This is a genomic window from Bradyrhizobium lablabi (genome assembly GCF_018131005.1).
Taxonomy (GTDB): domain Bacteria; phylum Pseudomonadota; class Alphaproteobacteria; order Rhizobiales; family Xanthobacteraceae; genus Bradyrhizobium; species Bradyrhizobium lablabi_D.
In genome coordinates this window covers 61,706-79,454 of record NZ_JAFCJK010000015.1, presented here as the reverse complement: position 1 = coordinate 79,454, position 17,749 = coordinate 61,706, and the positions used below count along the sequence as shown (strand labels likewise).

Genomic DNA, 17,749 nt, shown 5'->3' with positions numbered 1-17,749 from the left:
GCTCGCAGGAGCTGGGTCGCCGCCCGGCGATATGTTCAGATTCAGCCGTGATAGGCAAACAGCTCGATCGGGTCGCTAAAGCCGCGCACCGCATGTTCGCCGATGCGTTCGAGATCGAAATCGTCCTTGACGAAGTCGGCGAACGCGCGGGACAGCAGCACCGGTCTTCCCAATTGCTTGGTGAGGGCTTCGAGACGCGAAGCCATGTTGACCGCGGGGCCGATGACCGTGAAATCGAGCCGGCTGCGAGATCCGATGTTGCCGTACATCACATCTCCGACATGGATGCCGATGCCGTAATTGAGCGGCGCGCGGCCGGTCTTGCCGTTCTCCTCGTTCAGGGCAATCATGGACTGACGGGCTTCGGCCACGGCCTTCAGCAGATTTGCGCAGGCTTGCGGCTGGCTGAGCGGAAAAATGGCGAGCAAACCGTCGCCGATGAACTTCAGGATTTCCCCGCCGTGTCGCGCAATGGGCTCCGACATCGCGTCGAAATAGCCGTTCAGGAGATCGATGACATCATCGCGCGGCCAGTTGTCGGAGATCTTGGTGAAGTCGCGCAGGTCGCAGATCATGATGGCGGCGCGGACTGTCGTCCCCGCTCCGCGCCTCGTGGCGCCGGCCAGGATAAGCTCGCCGGCATGCGACCCGACATAGGTCTCGAGCAGCGTTCGCGCCAACCGGTTCTTCATGCGGATTTCGCTGACCAGCGCCAGGACCGGCAACAAGCGCGCCAGGTTGGCGAGATGCGCCTCAGTGAAGCCGCCGGGCCGGTCGGTTGCGAAGGTCACGATATGCCGCTTGCCGAGCGTATGGTAAAGCGGCCATGCCACATAGTCGGTCAGGCCTTTGGCCCGCATCTCGTCATAGAGCGCGTGCTTGCGGCCCAGCGCGGCATCGCGCTCGAGATTCTCGCGCACCTCGCCGGCGCCGTCATGGATCTCGTTGGCGGGACTGCCGATGTACTCGGATCGCCCCCTGACATCGTAGTCCACTCTCTCCATCTCGGCCTCGTGCATCCCGTCGGACCACATGATCCGGGCGCCAAGCCACTGCGGATGGTAAATCAGGAGATGCAGCGACGCCCGCTTGAGGGGAATGCCCGCCCGCTGGAGCCGGACGCAAAGCTCGGCAAAGATATTGTCGATGAAGCGCTCATCGCGCGTGTGGTTTGTCAGCCAGTGCACGACGTCGCTGTCGGAAGGCGTGGTGACAGCATCGATGTTTGACGGCGCGTTCATGTGTTGCTCCTCAGCAGTGAGCAGGGTCCGGCGGCATCAGGATATGTCGTGTTTCCGCTCGAGGGCGTCAATGCCGTTTCAGGCCCGCCCGCCGACGCATCAACCGCCTCCCTTCGGTATCAAAACGAGCCGAATAGCGAGCCGATGACGATCAGCGCGGTGAGCGCGCAAATCGAGCTCACGATACCGACCATCACGATGTCGAGATAGCTCTGGCGATGCGTCAGACCGCAGATCGCGAGCAAACTTACGACCGCGCCGTTGTGAGGCAGAATGTCCAGGGTCCCGGAGCCGATCACTGCCACACGATGCAACAGTGCGGGAGCAATTCCCTCCCGCGCTGCAACGTCCATGAAGGTCTGGCCCAGCGCATCCAGCGCGATTGTCAGGCCGCCGGAAGCCGACCCTGTAAGCCCCGCAAGCAGGTTCGTGGCGACGGCAAGCGATACCAACGGCCCGCCCTCGATCCGCAGCACCCAGTCCTGCACCATGCCGAAAGCGGGAAGCGAGGCGACAACCGCGCCAAATCCGACAAGGCTCGCGACACTCAGCGCGGGCAGGACGGACGCATTGGCGCCGGCGTCCATGGTTTGGCGCAGCGCAGGCAGCCGCGGCCAGTTGCACAGGATCACCGTCACGATCGCCGCCGTCAATGCAGCGACAACCGACCAGACGCCTGACACCGCAGAGAGCGACGTGTTCCCCCAGCGCTGTTCGCCCAGGAAAGAGAAATCAAGCCGCGGCAGGACCAGGAACGACATCACGAGATTGACGACGAACACGACGACCAGTGGAGCGAGGGCGCTGAAAACCGGGACCGCGTCCTTGCTGTGGTAGCCATGGCGAAGTTCCGCCGGATCGAAGTCCCGCGAGGTCGTCGCGCGCTGGCGCAAGAGCTGCTCGTCGGGATCTTCGGCAACCGTCTGCTGCGTGTCGCCATAGCCCTCACCCGAACTTCGCGCCGCTCTCTCTGCGCGCAGAAGCCACCACAGCCCGACGCACAGCATGATGATCGACGCCAAAATGCCGAGGCCCGGCGCGGCGAAGGGCGTCGTGCCGAAGAAGGGCATCGGTATTGCGTTCTGTATCGACGGTGTGCCTGGCAGGGCCGACATGGTGAAGGTCGAGGTCCCGAGAATGACCGCCGCCGGCACGAGACGATGGGGAATGTCCGCCTTGCGAAAAAGAGATTGGGCCATCGGAACGATAACAAAGAATGCGACAAAGAGGCTGATGCCGCCGTAGGTGACCAAGGCGCCCGCGAGCACGACGGCGAGCATGACCCGGCGCTCGCCCAGACAGCGGGTGATGAAGCCTGCAGCAGCGGTAACCGCGCCGCTGTCGTCCATCAGCTTCCCGAATACGGCGCCGAGCAGAAAGATGGGAAAGAATTGTGCAAGAAATGCTGCCGCGCCGGTCATGAATGTCTGCGTCCAGTTGGCGAGCAGCGGCTGACCGCCGAAGGCCGCGGCAACCAGCGCGCAGACCGGCGCGAGCAACAGGACGCTCCAGCCGCGGAACGAAAGCCAGATCAGCAGACCAAGCCCGACAAGTATGCCGAGAAGACCCATGGCCTCAGAACTCCTCAAACAGGATTTCGAGGTCGGCCGTCGAACGCATCATCCCCAGCTCCTTTGCCGGCGAAGAATTGAATGAAATCTCATTGAGCCGATTAGTTGATGTCCGCGGATACGGGCTGTCGGTCATGGTTTGATCTCCGCGCAAACGGCTAGGCGTTTGTCGCGAGGGAAAACCGCGACACACTATTCCGGATCATGCTCCAAGTTCTGCGTCGAGCTTAGCACGCCCAACTATCTCGCAAATAGCCCGAGCATGCGAGATAGACCTGTGTGGTCGACAGGAGATCTGCGCCATCCGTCGCCGTGTCGTCAAAATGTCAAAATGAAGCGGACCGCGCCTTGAGGCCCGGTCCGTTCTCGCCCACGGGATGATCGCGCTGAGGTCAGGCGCGATAAGCCGTCTTGTCGGTACCACGATAGAGCACGCGCAATTGTTCTTCAGTGACCGCCTTGTGAAACGCGAGCGCCTCGGGCTCGAGATCGTGCTTCGGCACATACTCCGGCTCGAAGTGACGGTAGGTGTCCTTGCCGCGCACCAGCGTCGCCCAATCCCTTTGCCCTACCGCCTGCTTCAGCCGGGTCGGAATGTAGCGGATCGCAAGTCCAATCCGCCGATCATCGGACCGATTGGGCTCCGATCCATGGAACAGCAGCACATGATGCAGTGAAGCCTGACCGGGCTTCAACTCGACAAAAACGGCCTCGGACTCGTCCACGTCAACGGCGATTTCCTGACCGCGGGTCAGCAGGTTGTTCTGGTCGAACGTATCCTCGTGCTTGACCTGCTGCTTGTGGGTCCCCGCCACGAACTTCATGCAGCCGGAAACCTTGTTGGCCGGGGACATCGCGATCCACGCCGTCGCCACATCGGACGAACTCAGTCCCCAATAGGTTGCATCCTGATGCCACGACACGAAACCGGGATCGCGCGGCTCCTTGATGAAGAAACTGGTGTTCCAGCAAAGGATGTCCGGCCCCAATACATCCTCGATCGCATCGAGGATTTTGGGATGACGGATCATGTCGTTGATCCAGGGAAACAGCACGTGGCTGCGATGGCGCATCTCGCCCTTGATCGGGCCGCCGCTCCTCGCCTCATAATCCTCGAGCTTGCCGCGAAATTCGGCGACTTCGCTCGCGCTCAGGGCGTCGACCGGGAAATGGTAGCCGCGCTCGCGATAGTTCGCGACCTCGCTCTCGCTCAGCACTTTCGTCATTCATGTCCTCCGCTATTCTTTTTTTGGTTGCCGCCGGCAACGGAACTACGGCGAGAGTGGGCCTGCCATCGGGTTGCTGTCAATAAGCGCCGATGGCGCAACAGCCGCGCGTTTCCGGTGCAGCGCGTCGCGCCGCTCGACGGATTGCGGGAATTGAATCAACCCGCGTGGGTTGCGCCTCAACTGCGGCGATTGATGCGACGCAACTGCCAGCACCGCACGAACACGGAGAACATTGGTCTGCAAGCAGTTGGTCTCGCCAGCCTCCATTCGTTATGACAGACTTGTTTCTCGCAAAAGGCCGATCTCGAAAAGCGGCCGGCGAAACGGGGAAGGAAGCGACATGGATTTTGGGACAGGCATTGCGCTGCTCGTTGCATTTCTGGCCGTCGTCATTTTGATCATCCGGGGGCAAAGCCCGATCATTATGCTGCTCATCCTGGCGGTGCTTTGGTCGGCCATCGCAGGCATCGGCATCGACGACATTCAAAAGAAAATCCTTCAGGCCGGCGGCGTCGCCTATGCCAGCGCGGTGATCATCATCGTGTTCGGCGCCTGGTTTGCACAGGTGCTGATCCAGACCGGCATAGCCGAGAGCGTGATCCGCTCTGCCGTGGAACTCGCAGGCGATCGGCCGCTGATCACGGCGATGATCGTCACGCTGGTGACCGCCTTGTTGTTCACATCGATGTACGGAGTGGGCGCCGCGATCGCGATCGGAATCATCGCGTTGCCGATCATGCTCGGCCAGGGCATCCCGCCTTACGTCGCGGCGCCCGCGTTCACGATGGGGATCGGGGCCGGCACTTTCATCAACCTCGTTCAGTTCGGCACATTTCAAAAACTGTTTCCCGGCCTCAAATATGAAGCGCCGTACCTGACGTACTGGATCGTCGGCATGTGCGTTTACATTTTGGCGGCGTGGCTTCTGGAATTCGTCTACTTGAGGAACGGTGGCGTTCGTCGGCTGGCCTCTGTGGACGTCGCCAATTCCGGCGAAGCCACCGTCCGCAAGCGGACGCCCTACTACACATACATTGTGCCGGTGTTTCCCGTGCTCATGATCATGATCCTGAAATGGGAAATCATCCCGACTTTTCTGGTCTCGATCGTGCTCGCACTCGTGCTGACGGGACGCGATCGAACATTTCAGGGCAGCATCAACCTCTTCAACAAGACGTTTTCCGACGCGTTCCCCGATGTCGCCACCATGGCCGCGTTATGGACGATCTGCGGAATGATCATCGTTGCCGGCCAGACCCCTGAGGTCGCCAATGCCTTAAAGCCCATCTTCGCACCGGTCCTGCCCCATACGCCGCTGCAAGCCGCTATCTTCTTCGGTGTGCTGGGGGGCATCGGGAGCATCTACCGCGGGCCGTTGGTCGTGATCGGAACAGGGGCGGCGTTGCTGGCCATTGTGCTCGCCAACAAGGATATCCCGATTCCCTATCTCTATTCGATCTGGCTCGCACCGACGATCCTCCAGGGAAGCATGGACCCGACAAACTCGTGGACGCTTTGGACGATCGGACAGACCAAGGTCAGCCACGGGGAGTTCCTGAAAACCGCGCTGCCCTTCGGCTGTCTGATGGTCGCGCTCAATTCCCTGATTTGCTATCTGATGCTTGGGTCGCTCAACTAGAGCGTTATCGGCTCTGATTGCATCGAAGCCGAAGCTCTGGATTCTTGTTTCGACGCGTTTTCTTCGCGCGAACCGACGTCCACTTCGCTCGAGAACGCTATGGAAGGACAATAATACGTTGACCGAACCGACTGTGCCTGTCCGGGCTTATCGCATCGGCATCGATGTGGGTGGGACGTTTACCAAGGCTGTCCTGATCGACAATGCAACCCACGAGGTGGTCGGGCGGTTCTCCGTGCTGACCACGCATTCCGATCCACGCGGTGTCGCGAAGGGCGTCGTTGACGTTTTTCGCAACGTGCTGGAGCAGTCAGGTGTCGATCCCGGGGAAGTCATCTTCCTGGCCCACTCGACGACCCAGGCGACCAATGCCCTGCTCGAAGGGGACGTCGCGAATGTCGGCGTAATCGGAATGTCGACCCGCGTGGAGTCGCTGCTGGCCAAGGGTCAGAGCGCCATGAAGCCGATCGAACTCGCGCCGGGCCGCTATCTTACGCCGGCCAACTGCTTTCTCACCAAGGAAACCCTGACCGACGAGACCGTCAACAACGCGATCAACCGGCTCAAGGCCGAAGGCGCCAAGGTCGTCGTCGCCAGCTCGGCCTTCGGCGTCGATGACAACGAGGCCGAGGAGACCGTGCGCCGCCTGGTCGTCGAGGCCGGCCTGGCTGCGACCTGCGGCAACGAGATCACGAAGCTCTATGGCTTGACCACGCGGACGCGCACCGCCGTGATCAACGCCAGCATCCTGCCGAAAATGATCGATACCGCATCCATGACCGAAGCAAGCGTCCGCGAGGCCGGCATCAAGGCACCGCTGATGATCATGCGCGGCGACGGCGGCGTCATGGACATCAAGGAAATGCGACGCCGCCCGGTTATGACCATGCTGTCCGGCCCCGCGGCGAGCGTCGCGGGCGCGCTGATGTATCTGCGCGTGTCCGACGGCATCTACTTCGAGGTCGGCGGCACCAGCACCAATATCGGAGTGATCCGGAACGGACGCCCGACGGTCAAATATGCGCGCGTCGGCGGTCACGAGACCTATGTCAGCTCGCTTGACGTTCGCGTCATCGGTATTGCCGGCGGCAGCATGGTCCGCGCGCGTGACGGCAAGCTGGTCGATGTCGGCCCGCGAAGCGCCCACATAGCCGGACTGCCCTACGCCGCCTTTGCCAGACCCGAAGACATCATTGATCCCAAAATCGAGTTCTTCCAGCCGAAGGCTGACGATCCCGCCGACTATGTGGCGGTACGTTCGGCCAACGGTACCCGTTATGCCATCACCAATACCTGCGCGGCCAACATTCTCGGCTACGCAAAGCCCGGCTTGCACGCCAGCGGCAACAAGGAGTCGGCACAGCGCGCCATGGCGGCCCTCGCCGATTTTACCGGCAAGTCGATTGAGGATACGGCGCGCGCTATCCTCGACATCGCTACCGACAAGGTGATCCCCGTCGTCGACGACCTCATCGCCGAATATAAGCTCGATCGCGATCAAGCCCTGCTTGTCGGCGAGGGTGGCGGTGCCGCGGCCTTGATACCCCATGCTTCCACCCGCACCGGCCTCCACCACGAGATATCCAGGGATGCCGAGGTGATCTCCTCCATTGGTGTTGCGCTGGCACTGGTGCGAGACGTGGTGGAGCGCATCATCCCCAATGCCCAGCCAGAGGACATCAAGCGGATCCGGCGGGAGGCTCTCGAAGCCGTGGTCAGGCTTGGCGCTGCACCCGAAGGTGTCGAAGTAACGATCGAGGTCGATCCAAACACCCATCGAGTGCGCGCCACCGCGATGGGGGCGTCGGAAATGCGCGCTCGCCAGCGCAAGGACGAAGTTGGGGAAACCGAGGCACGGGAAATCGCGGCGAAGGCGATGGGCGTCAGCCTCGAGCGGGTCGCGCTCGCGGCCACCACGCCGCGCATCCGTGTTTTCCAAGGCGAGGTGGAGGAGCGCAGTTGGGGTATTTTCAAGAAGCGCCGCAGCCCGGTGCGCGCGATCGATCTCGACGGCGTCATTCGCGTGCAACGCAGCCACAGCGTGGTTCGCCCGGTCTCGGCACAGACGGCGCTCGACGGCCTCCGGCGGCTCTGGGAAGACACGACGATCTATAATGGCGACAGCACAATCACGCCCGATATCTTCGTCATCGTCGGCGGCCAGCTGATCGACCTGTCCGGCGTCAACTCGATCGATCAGGCCGTGGCCGTCACCCGCGGCGAACTCGATGGACTAACCGCGGACGCCTCCGTCGCGTTGATCGGCATTCCGCCGTCGCGAGGTTTGTAGGATGACGCGCGCGGCAAGCGACCGGCCGTTCGGCGAGATCATGAGCGCGTCGCCCGAGACGGTTGGATTGTTGATGCTAAGGGCCGACCATCACGCCAAACGCCTGGACGATCAGACGCAAATCGCCGCCGTTTCCGCAGCGCTGGCCGATGGCGCGGCGACCGCGAGGAGCGTGCGGCGGCGCTTTCCTGAGCTATCCCCTCGCGACATCGCGCGCCAGCTCCAGGTGGCCGTCATGGCAAGCGATGACGATCCCTTGGTCGGCTCGATCTGGCGGTTCGCCGAATATCGGTCGAAGCCATCGCGGATCGTGCTCTACACACAGGGGCTTGCCCCGCTTGAACAGGTACTTGCCGGCGGCCTGGCCACCCGGCTACTTCGCGGGGCAACAGCGCAAGATGTCTTCGTCGCCCACGAACTTTACCATCATGCCGAAGCGACCCGACCCGACGTACCGATAGCAAGACGGTATCAGGCCACATTGCTTCAAATAGGCCGATGGCGATGGTCCACGGGGATCTCAGCACTTAGCGAGATCGCGGCCGGCTCCTTCGCGCAAACACTGCTCGGCCTGCCCTGCCATCCCAAGCTGCTGGACTATGTGGTATGGCCGGCCGTCGCTCCAGAGCATGATCGGCTCTGATTGAATCAGGACCGAGGCTCTGGATTCTTGGCCACCCCTGCCCCGCAGGAGCGGAAGCCGGTGGGATCAATGGATTGCTTTGAGACGATGTAGTCGATCTCACCGCGCGTGACGCCGATATCCGCCAGTTCGCTGTCGGTCAGGCGGCACAGCTGGCTTCGCAGCCTCCCGCGTTTGCGCCACTCCTGGAATGCATCCCAATATGGTTCGAGCGGACTGTAGACCGGCCGTTTTGCGGTTGCCGGTCCGAACTCCGTGGTGCCGTGGATCGTGCTCATGCGGTGTGTCCTGCGCTGGACTGTTCACCGGCGAGATTGCCAGCACGCGTATTGGCGCGCTTGACGGCTGGCTTACATTTTCCTCATCGGCAGCTTTTTTCTTCACGCTCCGCGACATGGGCTATCGCCTGGTCCATGACGCCGCCGGGCGGCGACTAAATCTTTGTTTTGGGAGGCGCAACTGAGCAAGGTCGAAGCGAATCCCGCGTAGTCATCATTCGAAAGCCATCCGCGAATTCGACCAGGCAACTACTCCTGTTGCCACGGGTCAGCACGCGGCAGCGCTGGCCTTTCCGATCCCGTCGGCGCCCGCGATAGATGTAAGGCAGGTCGCGCTCAACAAATTTGGCCACGGAGTGATGGCCTTTGCCTGTGACAACGGCCTCAGCAGCGGGGGACGTGCTGAGGCCGTTTGGGGTGCTGAGTGCCGGTAAGAGGGGCGGCACCACCCTGAAATAGCTCGTAGACCGCGCTCGCGAAATCTACCTTTTTTGGTGTAGCCAAATTGGTGGACTCTCGCTGGCTTCGCGCTGCGCGAGAGCGACTACGCGAAGATCCTTCCGGCCAGAGCGGGTCTGTTCGCCTGCGCGGCACACATCATCCGAACAACCAGGCGACGAGAGCGATCCAGCTGACAACGAAGATGACCGACCAGACCCGAACGGTCAGCCCTTCGGAGAGTTCGTCATCGAGCGATTCCCTCATAAAGGGAAGAATTACCTATCGGCTGGTCAGGGAAAATATACCTCTGGTCTTAGATCGCCTGGTATAGGGGTGGCGCGGCCGAACACGATGATACCGCAGCGATGACGTCCGGATTGGCGACCATCAATCTGAAGCGGCCCGGCGGAATGCATGATCGCCGAGGCCACCGTTTGCGCCCCTCCCGCCGCGCAATCCGTCGTGGGGGCTCGAAGCATCCCGGCCAACAAAAATAGTTCTATCCGATAACAATGTTCTTTGAGACCTAATCAATGGTGTAGCGTGGCGGGTCCCTCAGTAATAGTTTCGGGGCCCGCCCATGTCCGCATTCCAAGCCAAATTGGAACGATTTGAGACCCTTGCTGCCGAATGCGAGCTGATCGCCAACCGGGCGGTGGATGGGAGCAAACGCGAACTATATGTGCGGCTTGGTGCGCGCTATCGCGAGCTGGCTTCCGATATGCGGACCGTGATTGCGACCGTCGACGCGGCCGCGTAGATCTCGGCGAAGACTTCTACGCAAGTTCTCTTCAACTGCGTTGCTGTCACGTCCCGTGCCGCGATAGTGGTAGTTAATCGCCCGCGCGCGAACGCGGCCTGCTGACGCGGGACGGCCGCGAACATTGATATTCACGGCTCGCCCATGATCAACGAACGTCCGCCCGGCTCCTGGCTCGATTGATTGCAGCGCCGATCTTCGGCATCCCCGCTTCCACCGCGAGTGCCCGAGAAGACCGCATCGAAATCGGCAGCGCGGTCTCATAGCTGCCGCGGGCCACCAGAGCGCGACGAGATGAGGATGAACCATCATCGCGCTCTAGCCCTTTGCCCAAGCATGATCTCCGCGCAAACGCTACGCGTTTGCCGCGACGGAAACCCTACGCGCTCATGCTCTATTCCCACCACGAGGAGTGCAGTTCGCGCACTTCCTGCTCGGGCCGTTCCCCGCCGGCAATGAGGGGGGAGCTTATGGTCGGCAAATCCGGATTTCGTCGAGCGGTCCTATCCGAGAAGATCGACGCATCGTCCGCTCCGACAATTGCTTGCGGCCAGCGCATCCAGCCCGCGATTTCGCATCGGCGGAGTCCGAGGTCGCGGAGCATGTGGTCATCCATTTCAGAGAGTTCGGCTACGGCACGGCGGATCGCCAACTCGGTTTGGATCGCCTGCTTCACTCTCGTCAGGAATGCGGCGATTCCTGCAATCATGTGCCGTGCGACCAGGCGTGGTCGCTGTCGTCGCCGCGCGATGCTGATGCCGTGGATGTCGTAGTGCGATTGTCGCCAATGCATTTTGAAGCTCTCCACTGAGGTGATGCGGAGAGCTTGCGGCCTGCCGGCTACGGCGCTGTCTCAGATAATGGAAATAGCACTACATCTGTAATCCAGGACGCTGCAGTTTGGTCATTTTCAGTAAGGCTCGACCGGGAGGGCGAACAGATACCCAACCCCCCGCTCGGTCACGATCACCCGCGGCGCGCTCGGAGATGTCTCCAGCTTCCGCCGGAGCCGAAGGACCTGAACGTCGATGCTGCGATCGAAAATATCCTCATGAATCCGCGTCGCTTGAAGCAGGTGTTCCCGCGAAAGCGGCCGCTGCGGAGCCCTCAGAAAGGCGACCAGCAGCGCATATTCACCCTTGCTCAACGGCACCTGTGCCTCGCCGGCGTCAAACAGCTTGCGTCCACGGCGCTCCAGCCTCCAGCCCCCGAACCTGTAGCCACCCCGCTCCGGATCACGGGCCCGTGCGGTCCGTCCCATCTCCTGTCGCCGCAACACTGCACGGATGCGGGCGAGCATCTCCCGCGGATTGAAGGGCTTCACAAGGTAGTCGTCTGCCCCGAGCTCAAGTCCAACAATCCGGTCGATTTCATCGCAGCGATGTCCGGTCATGACGATGACGGGCACATCCGAGCTCGAACGGATATCTCTCAGGACATCCAAGCCGTCGTCCTGACCAAGCCGGAGATCGAGCACGATCAGGCCGGGCTCGGCGCTCTCAAGATGACGGCTCAGCTCAGCCCGATTTGACGCGCCCTTCACGGGAAGGCTGTGTTCCTCCAGAAACCTCGTCAGCATCATACGTACCGACGCGTCGTCGTCGACAACGATGATGTGGCCTGCACTCTCGATCATCTCCATCGCTTAAGCCTTCAAGCCAAATCGAAAATGAGCGGCCAGCTTCTGCTCGGCTAGATGATGCCTGGTCCAATCGAAGTCCACGCAACGTAGATAGCGCAACCAGTCTCACTACGTCAGGTTCAACAGGTTCAAATGGCTGTGAGAGTTTCTGCGTCCTGCGCTAGATCGAGTCTCGGTTTCAAGAGTAGTGCGATATGTCGCGCGCGACATCGAGACGTAGCGTGAGACCACTATCCTGATTGGTGACGCAACGCGTGTCGCACAAAAGGTTACAATCAGGAGAGATCAAAATGCCGATATCGAGCGCGACGACTGTCCTTGTCATGCTGGCTCTATCAAGCTCGATCGTCCATGCCGCAGATGACGTCGGCGCGACCCGATCAGCGCCCGCCGACGTCATCGGCGAGTCTCCTAACGTCACGTTTGATTCCGTGTTTCGTCAGAATGTCGACGAAGCGACGGTCATATCTTCGAGAGATCGAGCTCCGATCGGTCACCGGCAGCCACGGATACGCGACATTCCGGCCACGACGGAGCTGTCGCCCCTAGAACTCGGCTTGAGGCGCGAGGACGAAATCCTCGATCGCAAGATCACCATCTGTCGCGGCTGCTGATCGCGGGGCCATGAGGCTGATCTCGTCGGGCGATCGCGTTTGCCTGTCGCCCGATGCATCATTGCGGCATCGCTGCTGCCGAGATCGCCAGGCACCGCGACATGACGCTGCTCACGGCCGACGACATCAACGGATAGTGAAGCAACTCCGACACCCCGGAGGCCGCAAGCCGCGCCGGATCCAGGCCCCTCGCCGACGGAGTCGCAAGCACGATTGGCAGGGACGGTGCGATCTTGTGCAATTGAGCTGCCAGGCTCAGCGCCCGGTCTGTTCCCGCATGCGGGCATATCAGCACGGCATCAAGTCGCGCCGGATCGGCAGAGCACATCTTCGTTGCCTCCGACGGTTCAGTGAAGCCGACCGGTTCGTATCCAAGCGCCGCCAGGATTTCCTCGTCGCGCAGCAGGCTTGATGGATCGGGCTGCACTATCATCACCGTCTGACCGCTTCCGCGGCTGAGCTGAGGAGGCGCATGCTGAACAACGGTCGAGCCATCGGGAGCCGCCGACGGAAGCCAGATGTCGAAGCGCGTACCGGCCCCCAGGATACTCGTTACCTCGATGGCTCCTCCATACTCCAGGACGGTCTCATGCGCCGTCGAAAGCCCAAGGCCATTGCCCTCGGGCCTGATGGTGAAAAAGGGTTCGAAAATCCGGTCCATTGTCGCTTGGTCCATGCCGTGACCGGAGTCCGAAATCGAGACGACCGTGAACCGACCGGGACCGATCTCGCTGCCACGAATGCGAAGCGGTCGGTCCCTTACTTGCTCCTCGATTCGGATTTCAATCTTGCCCCTGCCGCGCTCGCACATCGCTTGTGCCGCGTTCACACAGATATTGAGAAAGACCTGTTGCAATTGGGCGGCCTCTGCCACAACGAGCGCACTCTCAGGCATTTGCCCAATCACGAACTCCAGCTCGAGCGCGGGCAGCGACGCCCTGAGCAAGCGCTCAGTCTCCGCAACCAGCGATCTGATGCATACCTGCTCCCGCTTTCCCTGGCCGCGTCCAAACGTCAGGATCTGATCGGTGAGCTGGCGCGCCCGCTCGCCGGCAAGGCGAATCTGATCGAGGTGTCTTCCCTTTGTTTCTCCACGACGGACCTCCGCATCGGCCATTTCCGTGTGTCCGATAATCGCACCGATAATGTTGTTGAAGTTGTGCGCGACGCCGCTGGCGAGCGCGCCAATCGTCTCCATTCGCCTCGCCTGCTGCAAGCTTGCTTCCAGGCGCTCCTTCTCCCGCTCGAGAATGACCCTGCGCGCGGCGTTGGCGATGACATCGAATGCCATGCGAAACAGTGTGAATTCACCATGCTGGGTGAGAGCGCCGGCATGAAGCGCATCGAAGCCGAGGATCACGCTGCTTCCCGGTCGAAATGGACCCATGACGCACAACCAGCCCCGAAGCCCGGCCTCGACAAGCAGGTTCTTCGTGTCATAGGGATGCAAAGGCTTGATTTTGTGAATGTGGATGACCCCCTCCTTGCCCAGATCAAAGCGCGAGGCGAGTTCGAGCGCTTTCTCCGGCCACCCCCGAGGGAAGTCCACGTTGTCGGAATACCATCGATAAACCTGCATCGGCGTACTCGGGACCAAAAAATAGGCCCGGTCGGCACCGATGTATCGAGCCAGCGTTCCCAGCGCCTCTTCGATTCGGTTCGCGATTTCGTGATGCGGCATTTTGATGAACCGTGTCGAGATGCTGGCGATGACATGCTCGAACTCGGCGCGCCGGCGCAGCGCTACGGCGCGCGCCCTCAGCTGCAGACCGAGATAGATCAGGACACCAAGCAGCGCCACGGCAGAGATATACAGGAGAAAACTGTATCGACGCGCCGACGATTGCGCGGAGCGCTGGCGCTCGGCGATCATTGAGCGGATCGCTTGCTGTTCGCTCGTGCTCGCTTCGGCTATCAGAGCCTTCAATATTGCATCGGTCGCCGGCAGAAGGTCGTGCAACAGGCCACCATGCGCGAGCACGGCCTGGATCGGCGCCGCCTCTTCCGACGGGCTTCGAATCGCTGCAAGCTGATCGATCTCCTCCTTGACTTCGCGCGCGTGATCGGACGAAGTATCGAGCGTCAGACGTAACATGGCAGCAGACAGCTGGTTTGCGGCAGTTGCAACCTCAGTGTTTCCCGATGCGGCGAGGTCCGCGTCGAACAAGCTGAAATAGGCGAAGGAATTCCGCAGCAATGCGCTGCTGCTCTTGAACTTCTCAACGAGGTCGTCCTGGCGGCGGGCGCGAGCGGCAAGCGCTTCGAACGCAGCGCTTTCGTTTGGCCCCTCGCGCGCCACCTCGCGGAGCCGCTCGAGCGACTTGTCATAGGCGTCGGTCAAGTGAGCCAGGTGGTCATAATTGCGCGACAATCCCGCACGCGCCGTGAACACCTCGCGGTTCATTCCGCGTTCATATGTCGAGAAATCATCGAGCGCCCGCAGCTCACGGTCGAAGCGTGCGGTATTCAGGCTCAGATTGCTAAGCCATGCGAGCAGCGATAGCAGGATGAGCAATTTGGCAGCCATCGCGGCAAGTTTCACGGGCCTGCTCCGACGGACTTGCCACGAAATTCCCCGGTCAGAGTGCCAAGATAGGCGACGATCGCCTTGACCTCTCCGTCGGTCAGTGTCGAGTTCAATTGGGCGAGGGCCATCCTGCGAACGGCATCATCGAGGGTTGGCGCGCTGCCATCGTGAAAATAGGGAGCCGTCGTCGCAACATTCCGAAGGCTAGGCACTCGAAGAAGCTTCGGCTCCGGTGAAGCCAACGGGTGAAATATGCCGTGGCGCTCAAAAAGATTACCACCGACATTCACGCCTTGATGACAGGAAACGCAGCCGAGCGATTTGAACAGCCGGTAGCCATCCATCTCGAGCGGCGATAACGCGCTTGCATCTCCCTTCAGCCACTGGTCGAAGCGGCTGCCCGGAGTCAGCAGGGTCCGCTCAAACATTGCGATGGCATCCACGATATTGTCCGCATCGGGACGTCCGCCGTAAGCGACCACGAACTGGTTTCGGATATCCGGATCCGAATTGAGCTTTTGAGCGACTTCGCCGGGCGTGATGTTCGTTACGTGCGGCGCTTGCAGCAGCGCCACCGTCTGATCGTCCAGCGACCGGTATCGTCCCTCCCAGCCAAGCCGAAAGCTCAACGACGAATTGAACACTGTCGGCGTGTTGAGGGGAAGCGTCGTGCCGTCGATCCCGTGATCCAGCCGGTTACCCGTCGCGCCGTTGGCGGAGATGTCGTGACAGGATGCGCAACTGCGCGAATTGTCGCGAGACAGGCGCGTGTCCCTAAAGAGTCGCTCGCCAAGCCTAACCTTCAACGGTTCCGACAAGATGGGTTCGGGAATCGGCGTGATCGGCTCGTCGACCGCGATACTGGCGGTCTCGGCGGGCCGTTCGGCCCCTTGTGGCAGCGCCGGCCAATAATGCAGGCCCGCGAGAGCCAGCACGCAAATCCAAAGCACCGCGGCGCGAGCGAGTCGGAGAAATCTGGTTTGGAGGGCGGGGTTCAAGCGAATTTGGCTTCTTCGGCAGTGATAGTGGTTATCCGGTTGATGTGAGAAACCTGCGTGGCATGCAAAAACACGCAGGCGGCAAGATTTGGTGACGGTGAAGCCGTCAATCCATCACGATGCCGAGACTGGAGCGACCCTCACGTCTGCGTGAACTCTGCCTAAAGTCGCCTGTTGCTGGCCAGCGGCCGTCGGAGCCGCCGCAGGATGCGCGGAACCCTGGCCGGCAGCGAGGGCTGATCGGCGGTCTGACCGGTAGAACCCGCATCCGGGGTGCGGCGGCGGTGCATCGGCTGCACGCGTGGTCGATGTTGAGGGTCGGCAGCTGCCGCGTAATGCGCGAGCGCGCAAGCGGCAAAACCGTCCATCATCCAGAGCAATGCAGAGGACCATGACGAGCCGACGTGAGGGCCTGTCGGCCGCTTCTTATCGTCGGATCTGAGTTCGACATTGGATCCGTCTTCGAATTTGCCAGCAGCTTGGACAGCGAGGCCGGGACCTGAGCGATCGGGATGCATTGCGCGCGACCCGAGGCTCCGTATTCGCGCTTTTGACAATTCACAACTCCTCGATTGAGGAGGAAACGTTAGAAGCACAGGTGTTACGTGAATGTCGCCAGCCACGGTAAAAGCGTTGCAGCGATAACAATGTCGACCACGATGTTGTCGTAATCCGAGTGGGTTCCACCCGAGGTGAAGGACGTACCCGACGCCAGCCCGGCTCCGATAGCGCGCGGCGAACTGAAGCTTCCTGTGCAATCTCAATATTTGCACGTCGATGCTTCCATCGAGCCAACTCCACAGACTCGCGTTGCCTGGAGCAATTGCGGCAGAGCCTTCGCGGCCAGTTCGGCTTACCGACGTTTGGAGGACAGTTTCTCCCGGCCTCCGATGCGGCGCATTCATGAAAGCGTAGGACGCTCACAACGCGGAGATGCATGTCGAAATCAGGTCCTCTCGCAGGTGCGGTTACTGATGAGATCGTGGGCATCCAGGCGAAAATCTTCGCATCAATCCCGGCTTGCCCGTTTTGGCGGCTTCGATTATGTATAGACATGTTCGGATAGAGGATGGCCGGCATGAGCGACCGCGTACTCGCCTTCGACGGGATCGGGCAGGACTTTCCGGCGCCGGGACAACGGACCAAGGTCCGTGTGCTCGACGGGATCAGCTTCGAAGTCGACCGCGGCAAGTTCGTCGCAGTGATCGGGCCGAGCGGCTGCGGCAAGAGCACGCTATTGCAGATGGCGGCGGGCCTGCTGGCGCCGACGCGTGGGGCGGTGCATCATCGCGGCCGCAAGGTCACGGAGATCAACACCGAAGTCGGCTTCGTGCCGCAACAAGCCCAATTATTTCCCTGGAAGACGCTCGCCGAGAATGTCGAGTTGCCGCTGTTGCTGCGCGGGATTGCGGCCAGTGAACGACGCGAGCGGGTTGCGAACGCGCTCGCATCGGTCGGTCTCACGGGCTTTGAGCAGCATTTCCCGAACCAATTGTCCGGCGGCATGCAGAAGCGCGGTTCGATCGCGCGCACGCTGGTCTATCGGCCGGACATCATCCTGATGGACGAGCCGTTCGGCGCACTGGACGCACAGACCCGCATGGTGATGCAGAGCGACCTGCAGGCGCTGTCGATGGATGCCGGCGCGAGCGTCGTTTTCGTGACCCACGATATCACCGAAGCGGTGCTGCTCGCCGACCACGTCGTGGTGCTGAGCCAGCGGCCGTCGCGGCTGCTCGCCAACATTCCGATCGACCTGCCCCGTCCACGCAATATGTTCGAGCCGTTCCGGAACCCCGGCTTCGAGGCCGCCTATGACGCTGTCTGGATCGAGTTCCGCTCACAGATCGAGACCGGACGCGTTCATTGACCGAGA

The 17,749-nt window shown here is 61.3% G+C and carries 15 protein-coding genes; 6 read left to right on the top strand and 9 right to left on the bottom strand.

The window, feature by feature from the left end; genetic code table 11:
* Positions 1 to 41: 41 nt before the first annotated feature.
* From JQ553_RS31410 to JQ553_RS31400, 4 genes are all read right to left on the bottom strand, one after another.
* Positions 42 to 1,241 (bottom strand): adenylate/guanylate cyclase domain-containing protein, encoded by a 1,200-nt coding sequence (locus tag JQ553_RS31410; RefSeq protein ID WP_212503939.1) that lies wholly within the window; start codon positions 1,239 to 1,241, stop codon positions 42 to 44.
* A gap of 119 nt (positions 1,242 to 1,360) precedes the next feature.
* On the bottom strand, positions 1,361 to 2,812 hold the full coding sequence (locus JQ553_RS31405; RefSeq protein WP_212503938.1) for a GntP family permease: 1,452 nt from the start codon (positions 2,810 to 2,812) through the stop codon (positions 1,361 to 1,363).
* Positions 2,813 to 2,816: 4 nt separating this feature from the next.
* Positions 2,817 to 2,948, bottom strand: a complete 132-nt coding sequence (locus tag JQ553_RS35005) for a hypothetical protein (RefSeq protein ID WP_283817304.1) — start codon at positions 2,946 to 2,948, stop codon at positions 2,817 to 2,819.
* Between the two features lie 256 nt (positions 2,949 to 3,204).
* Positions 3,205 to 4,038: a phytanoyl-CoA dioxygenase family protein gene (locus JQ553_RS31400; RefSeq protein WP_212503937.1), complete on the bottom strand. Its 834-nt coding sequence runs from the start codon at positions 4,036 to 4,038 to the stop codon at positions 3,205 to 3,207.
* A 343-nt stretch (positions 4,039 to 4,381) separates the two neighbouring features.
* Here JQ553_RS31400 and JQ553_RS31395 point away from each other — a divergent pair, with 343 nt between their 5' ends.
* From JQ553_RS31395 to JQ553_RS31385, 3 genes are all read left to right on the top strand, one after another.
* Positions 4,382 to 5,680, top strand: coding sequence for a hypothetical protein (locus tag JQ553_RS31395; RefSeq protein WP_212503936.1), 1,299 nt, complete (start codon positions 4,382 to 4,384; stop codon positions 5,678 to 5,680).
* Positions 5,681 to 5,798: 118 nt separating this feature from the next.
* A complete protein-coding gene (locus JQ553_RS31390; protein WP_212503935.1) occupies positions 5,799 to 7,970 on the top strand; it encodes a hydantoinase/oxoprolinase family protein in 2,172 nt (723 codons plus the stop codon).
* Position 7,971: 1 nt separating this feature from the next.
* Complete coding sequence (locus JQ553_RS31385; protein ID WP_212503934.1) at positions 7,972 to 8,613, top strand: hypothetical protein; 642 nt, start codon at positions 7,972 to 7,974, stop codon at positions 8,611 to 8,613.
* Positions 8,614 to 8,618: 5 nt separating this feature from the next.
* On the opposite strand, the gene JQ553_RS31380 is transcribed toward JQ553_RS31385, so the two are convergent.
* The gene (locus tag JQ553_RS31380) at positions 8,619 to 8,891 is read right to left on the bottom strand and encodes a DUF1127 domain-containing protein (protein WP_212503933.1); all 273 of its coding nucleotides are present in this window, start codon (positions 8,889 to 8,891) and stop codon (positions 8,619 to 8,621) included.
* Positions 8,892 to 9,912: 1,021 nt separating this feature from the next.
* Here JQ553_RS31380 and JQ553_RS31375 point away from each other — a divergent pair.
* A complete protein-coding gene (locus JQ553_RS31375) occupies positions 9,913 to 10,092 on the top strand; it encodes a hypothetical protein (protein ID WP_212503932.1) in 180 nt (59 codons plus the stop codon).
* A gap of 394 nt (positions 10,093 to 10,486) precedes the next feature.
* On the opposite strand, the gene JQ553_RS31370 is transcribed toward JQ553_RS31375, so the two are convergent.
* Together JQ553_RS31370 and JQ553_RS31365 are read right to left on the bottom strand one after the other, a co-directional pair.
* Entirely contained in the window at positions 10,487 to 10,885 is a 399-nt protein-coding gene (locus tag JQ553_RS31370) for a DUF1127 domain-containing protein (protein ID WP_212503931.1), read from the bottom strand.
* Positions 10,886 to 11,002: 117 nt separating this feature from the next.
* Complete coding sequence (locus JQ553_RS31365; RefSeq protein WP_212503958.1) at positions 11,003 to 11,728, bottom strand: response regulator; 726 nt, start codon at positions 11,726 to 11,728, stop codon at positions 11,003 to 11,005.
* Between the two features lie 296 nt (positions 11,729 to 12,024).
* On the opposite strand from JQ553_RS31365, the gene JQ553_RS31360 reads away from it, so the two are divergent.
* Positions 12,025 to 12,348, top strand: a complete 324-nt coding sequence (locus JQ553_RS31360) for a hypothetical protein (RefSeq protein ID WP_212503930.1) — start codon at positions 12,025 to 12,027, stop codon at positions 12,346 to 12,348.
* Between the two features lie 58 nt (positions 12,349 to 12,406).
* On the opposite strand, the gene JQ553_RS31355 is transcribed toward JQ553_RS31360, so the two are convergent.
* Both JQ553_RS31355 and JQ553_RS31350 read right to left on the bottom strand, forming a co-directional pair.
* Positions 12,407 to 14,890 carry a two-component system VirA-like sensor kinase gene (locus JQ553_RS31355; protein WP_312015217.1) on the bottom strand — a complete coding sequence of 828 codons (2,484 nt, stop codon included), beginning with the start codon at positions 14,888 to 14,890 and terminating at the stop codon, positions 12,407 to 12,409.
* Complete coding sequence (locus JQ553_RS31350) at positions 14,887 to 15,810, bottom strand: cytochrome-c peroxidase (RefSeq protein WP_212503929.1); 924 nt, start codon at positions 15,808 to 15,810, stop codon at positions 14,887 to 14,889. The genes JQ553_RS31355 and JQ553_RS31350 overlap by 4 nt, the downstream gene beginning before the upstream one ends.
* A gap of 1,141 nt (positions 15,811 to 16,951) precedes the next feature.
* On the opposite strand from JQ553_RS31350, the gene JQ553_RS31345 reads away from it, so the two are divergent.
* Positions 16,952 to 17,743, top strand: coding sequence for an ABC transporter ATP-binding protein (locus tag JQ553_RS31345; protein WP_212503928.1), 792 nt, complete (start codon positions 16,952 to 16,954; stop codon positions 17,741 to 17,743).
* Positions 17,744 to 17,749 lie beyond the last annotated feature (6 nt).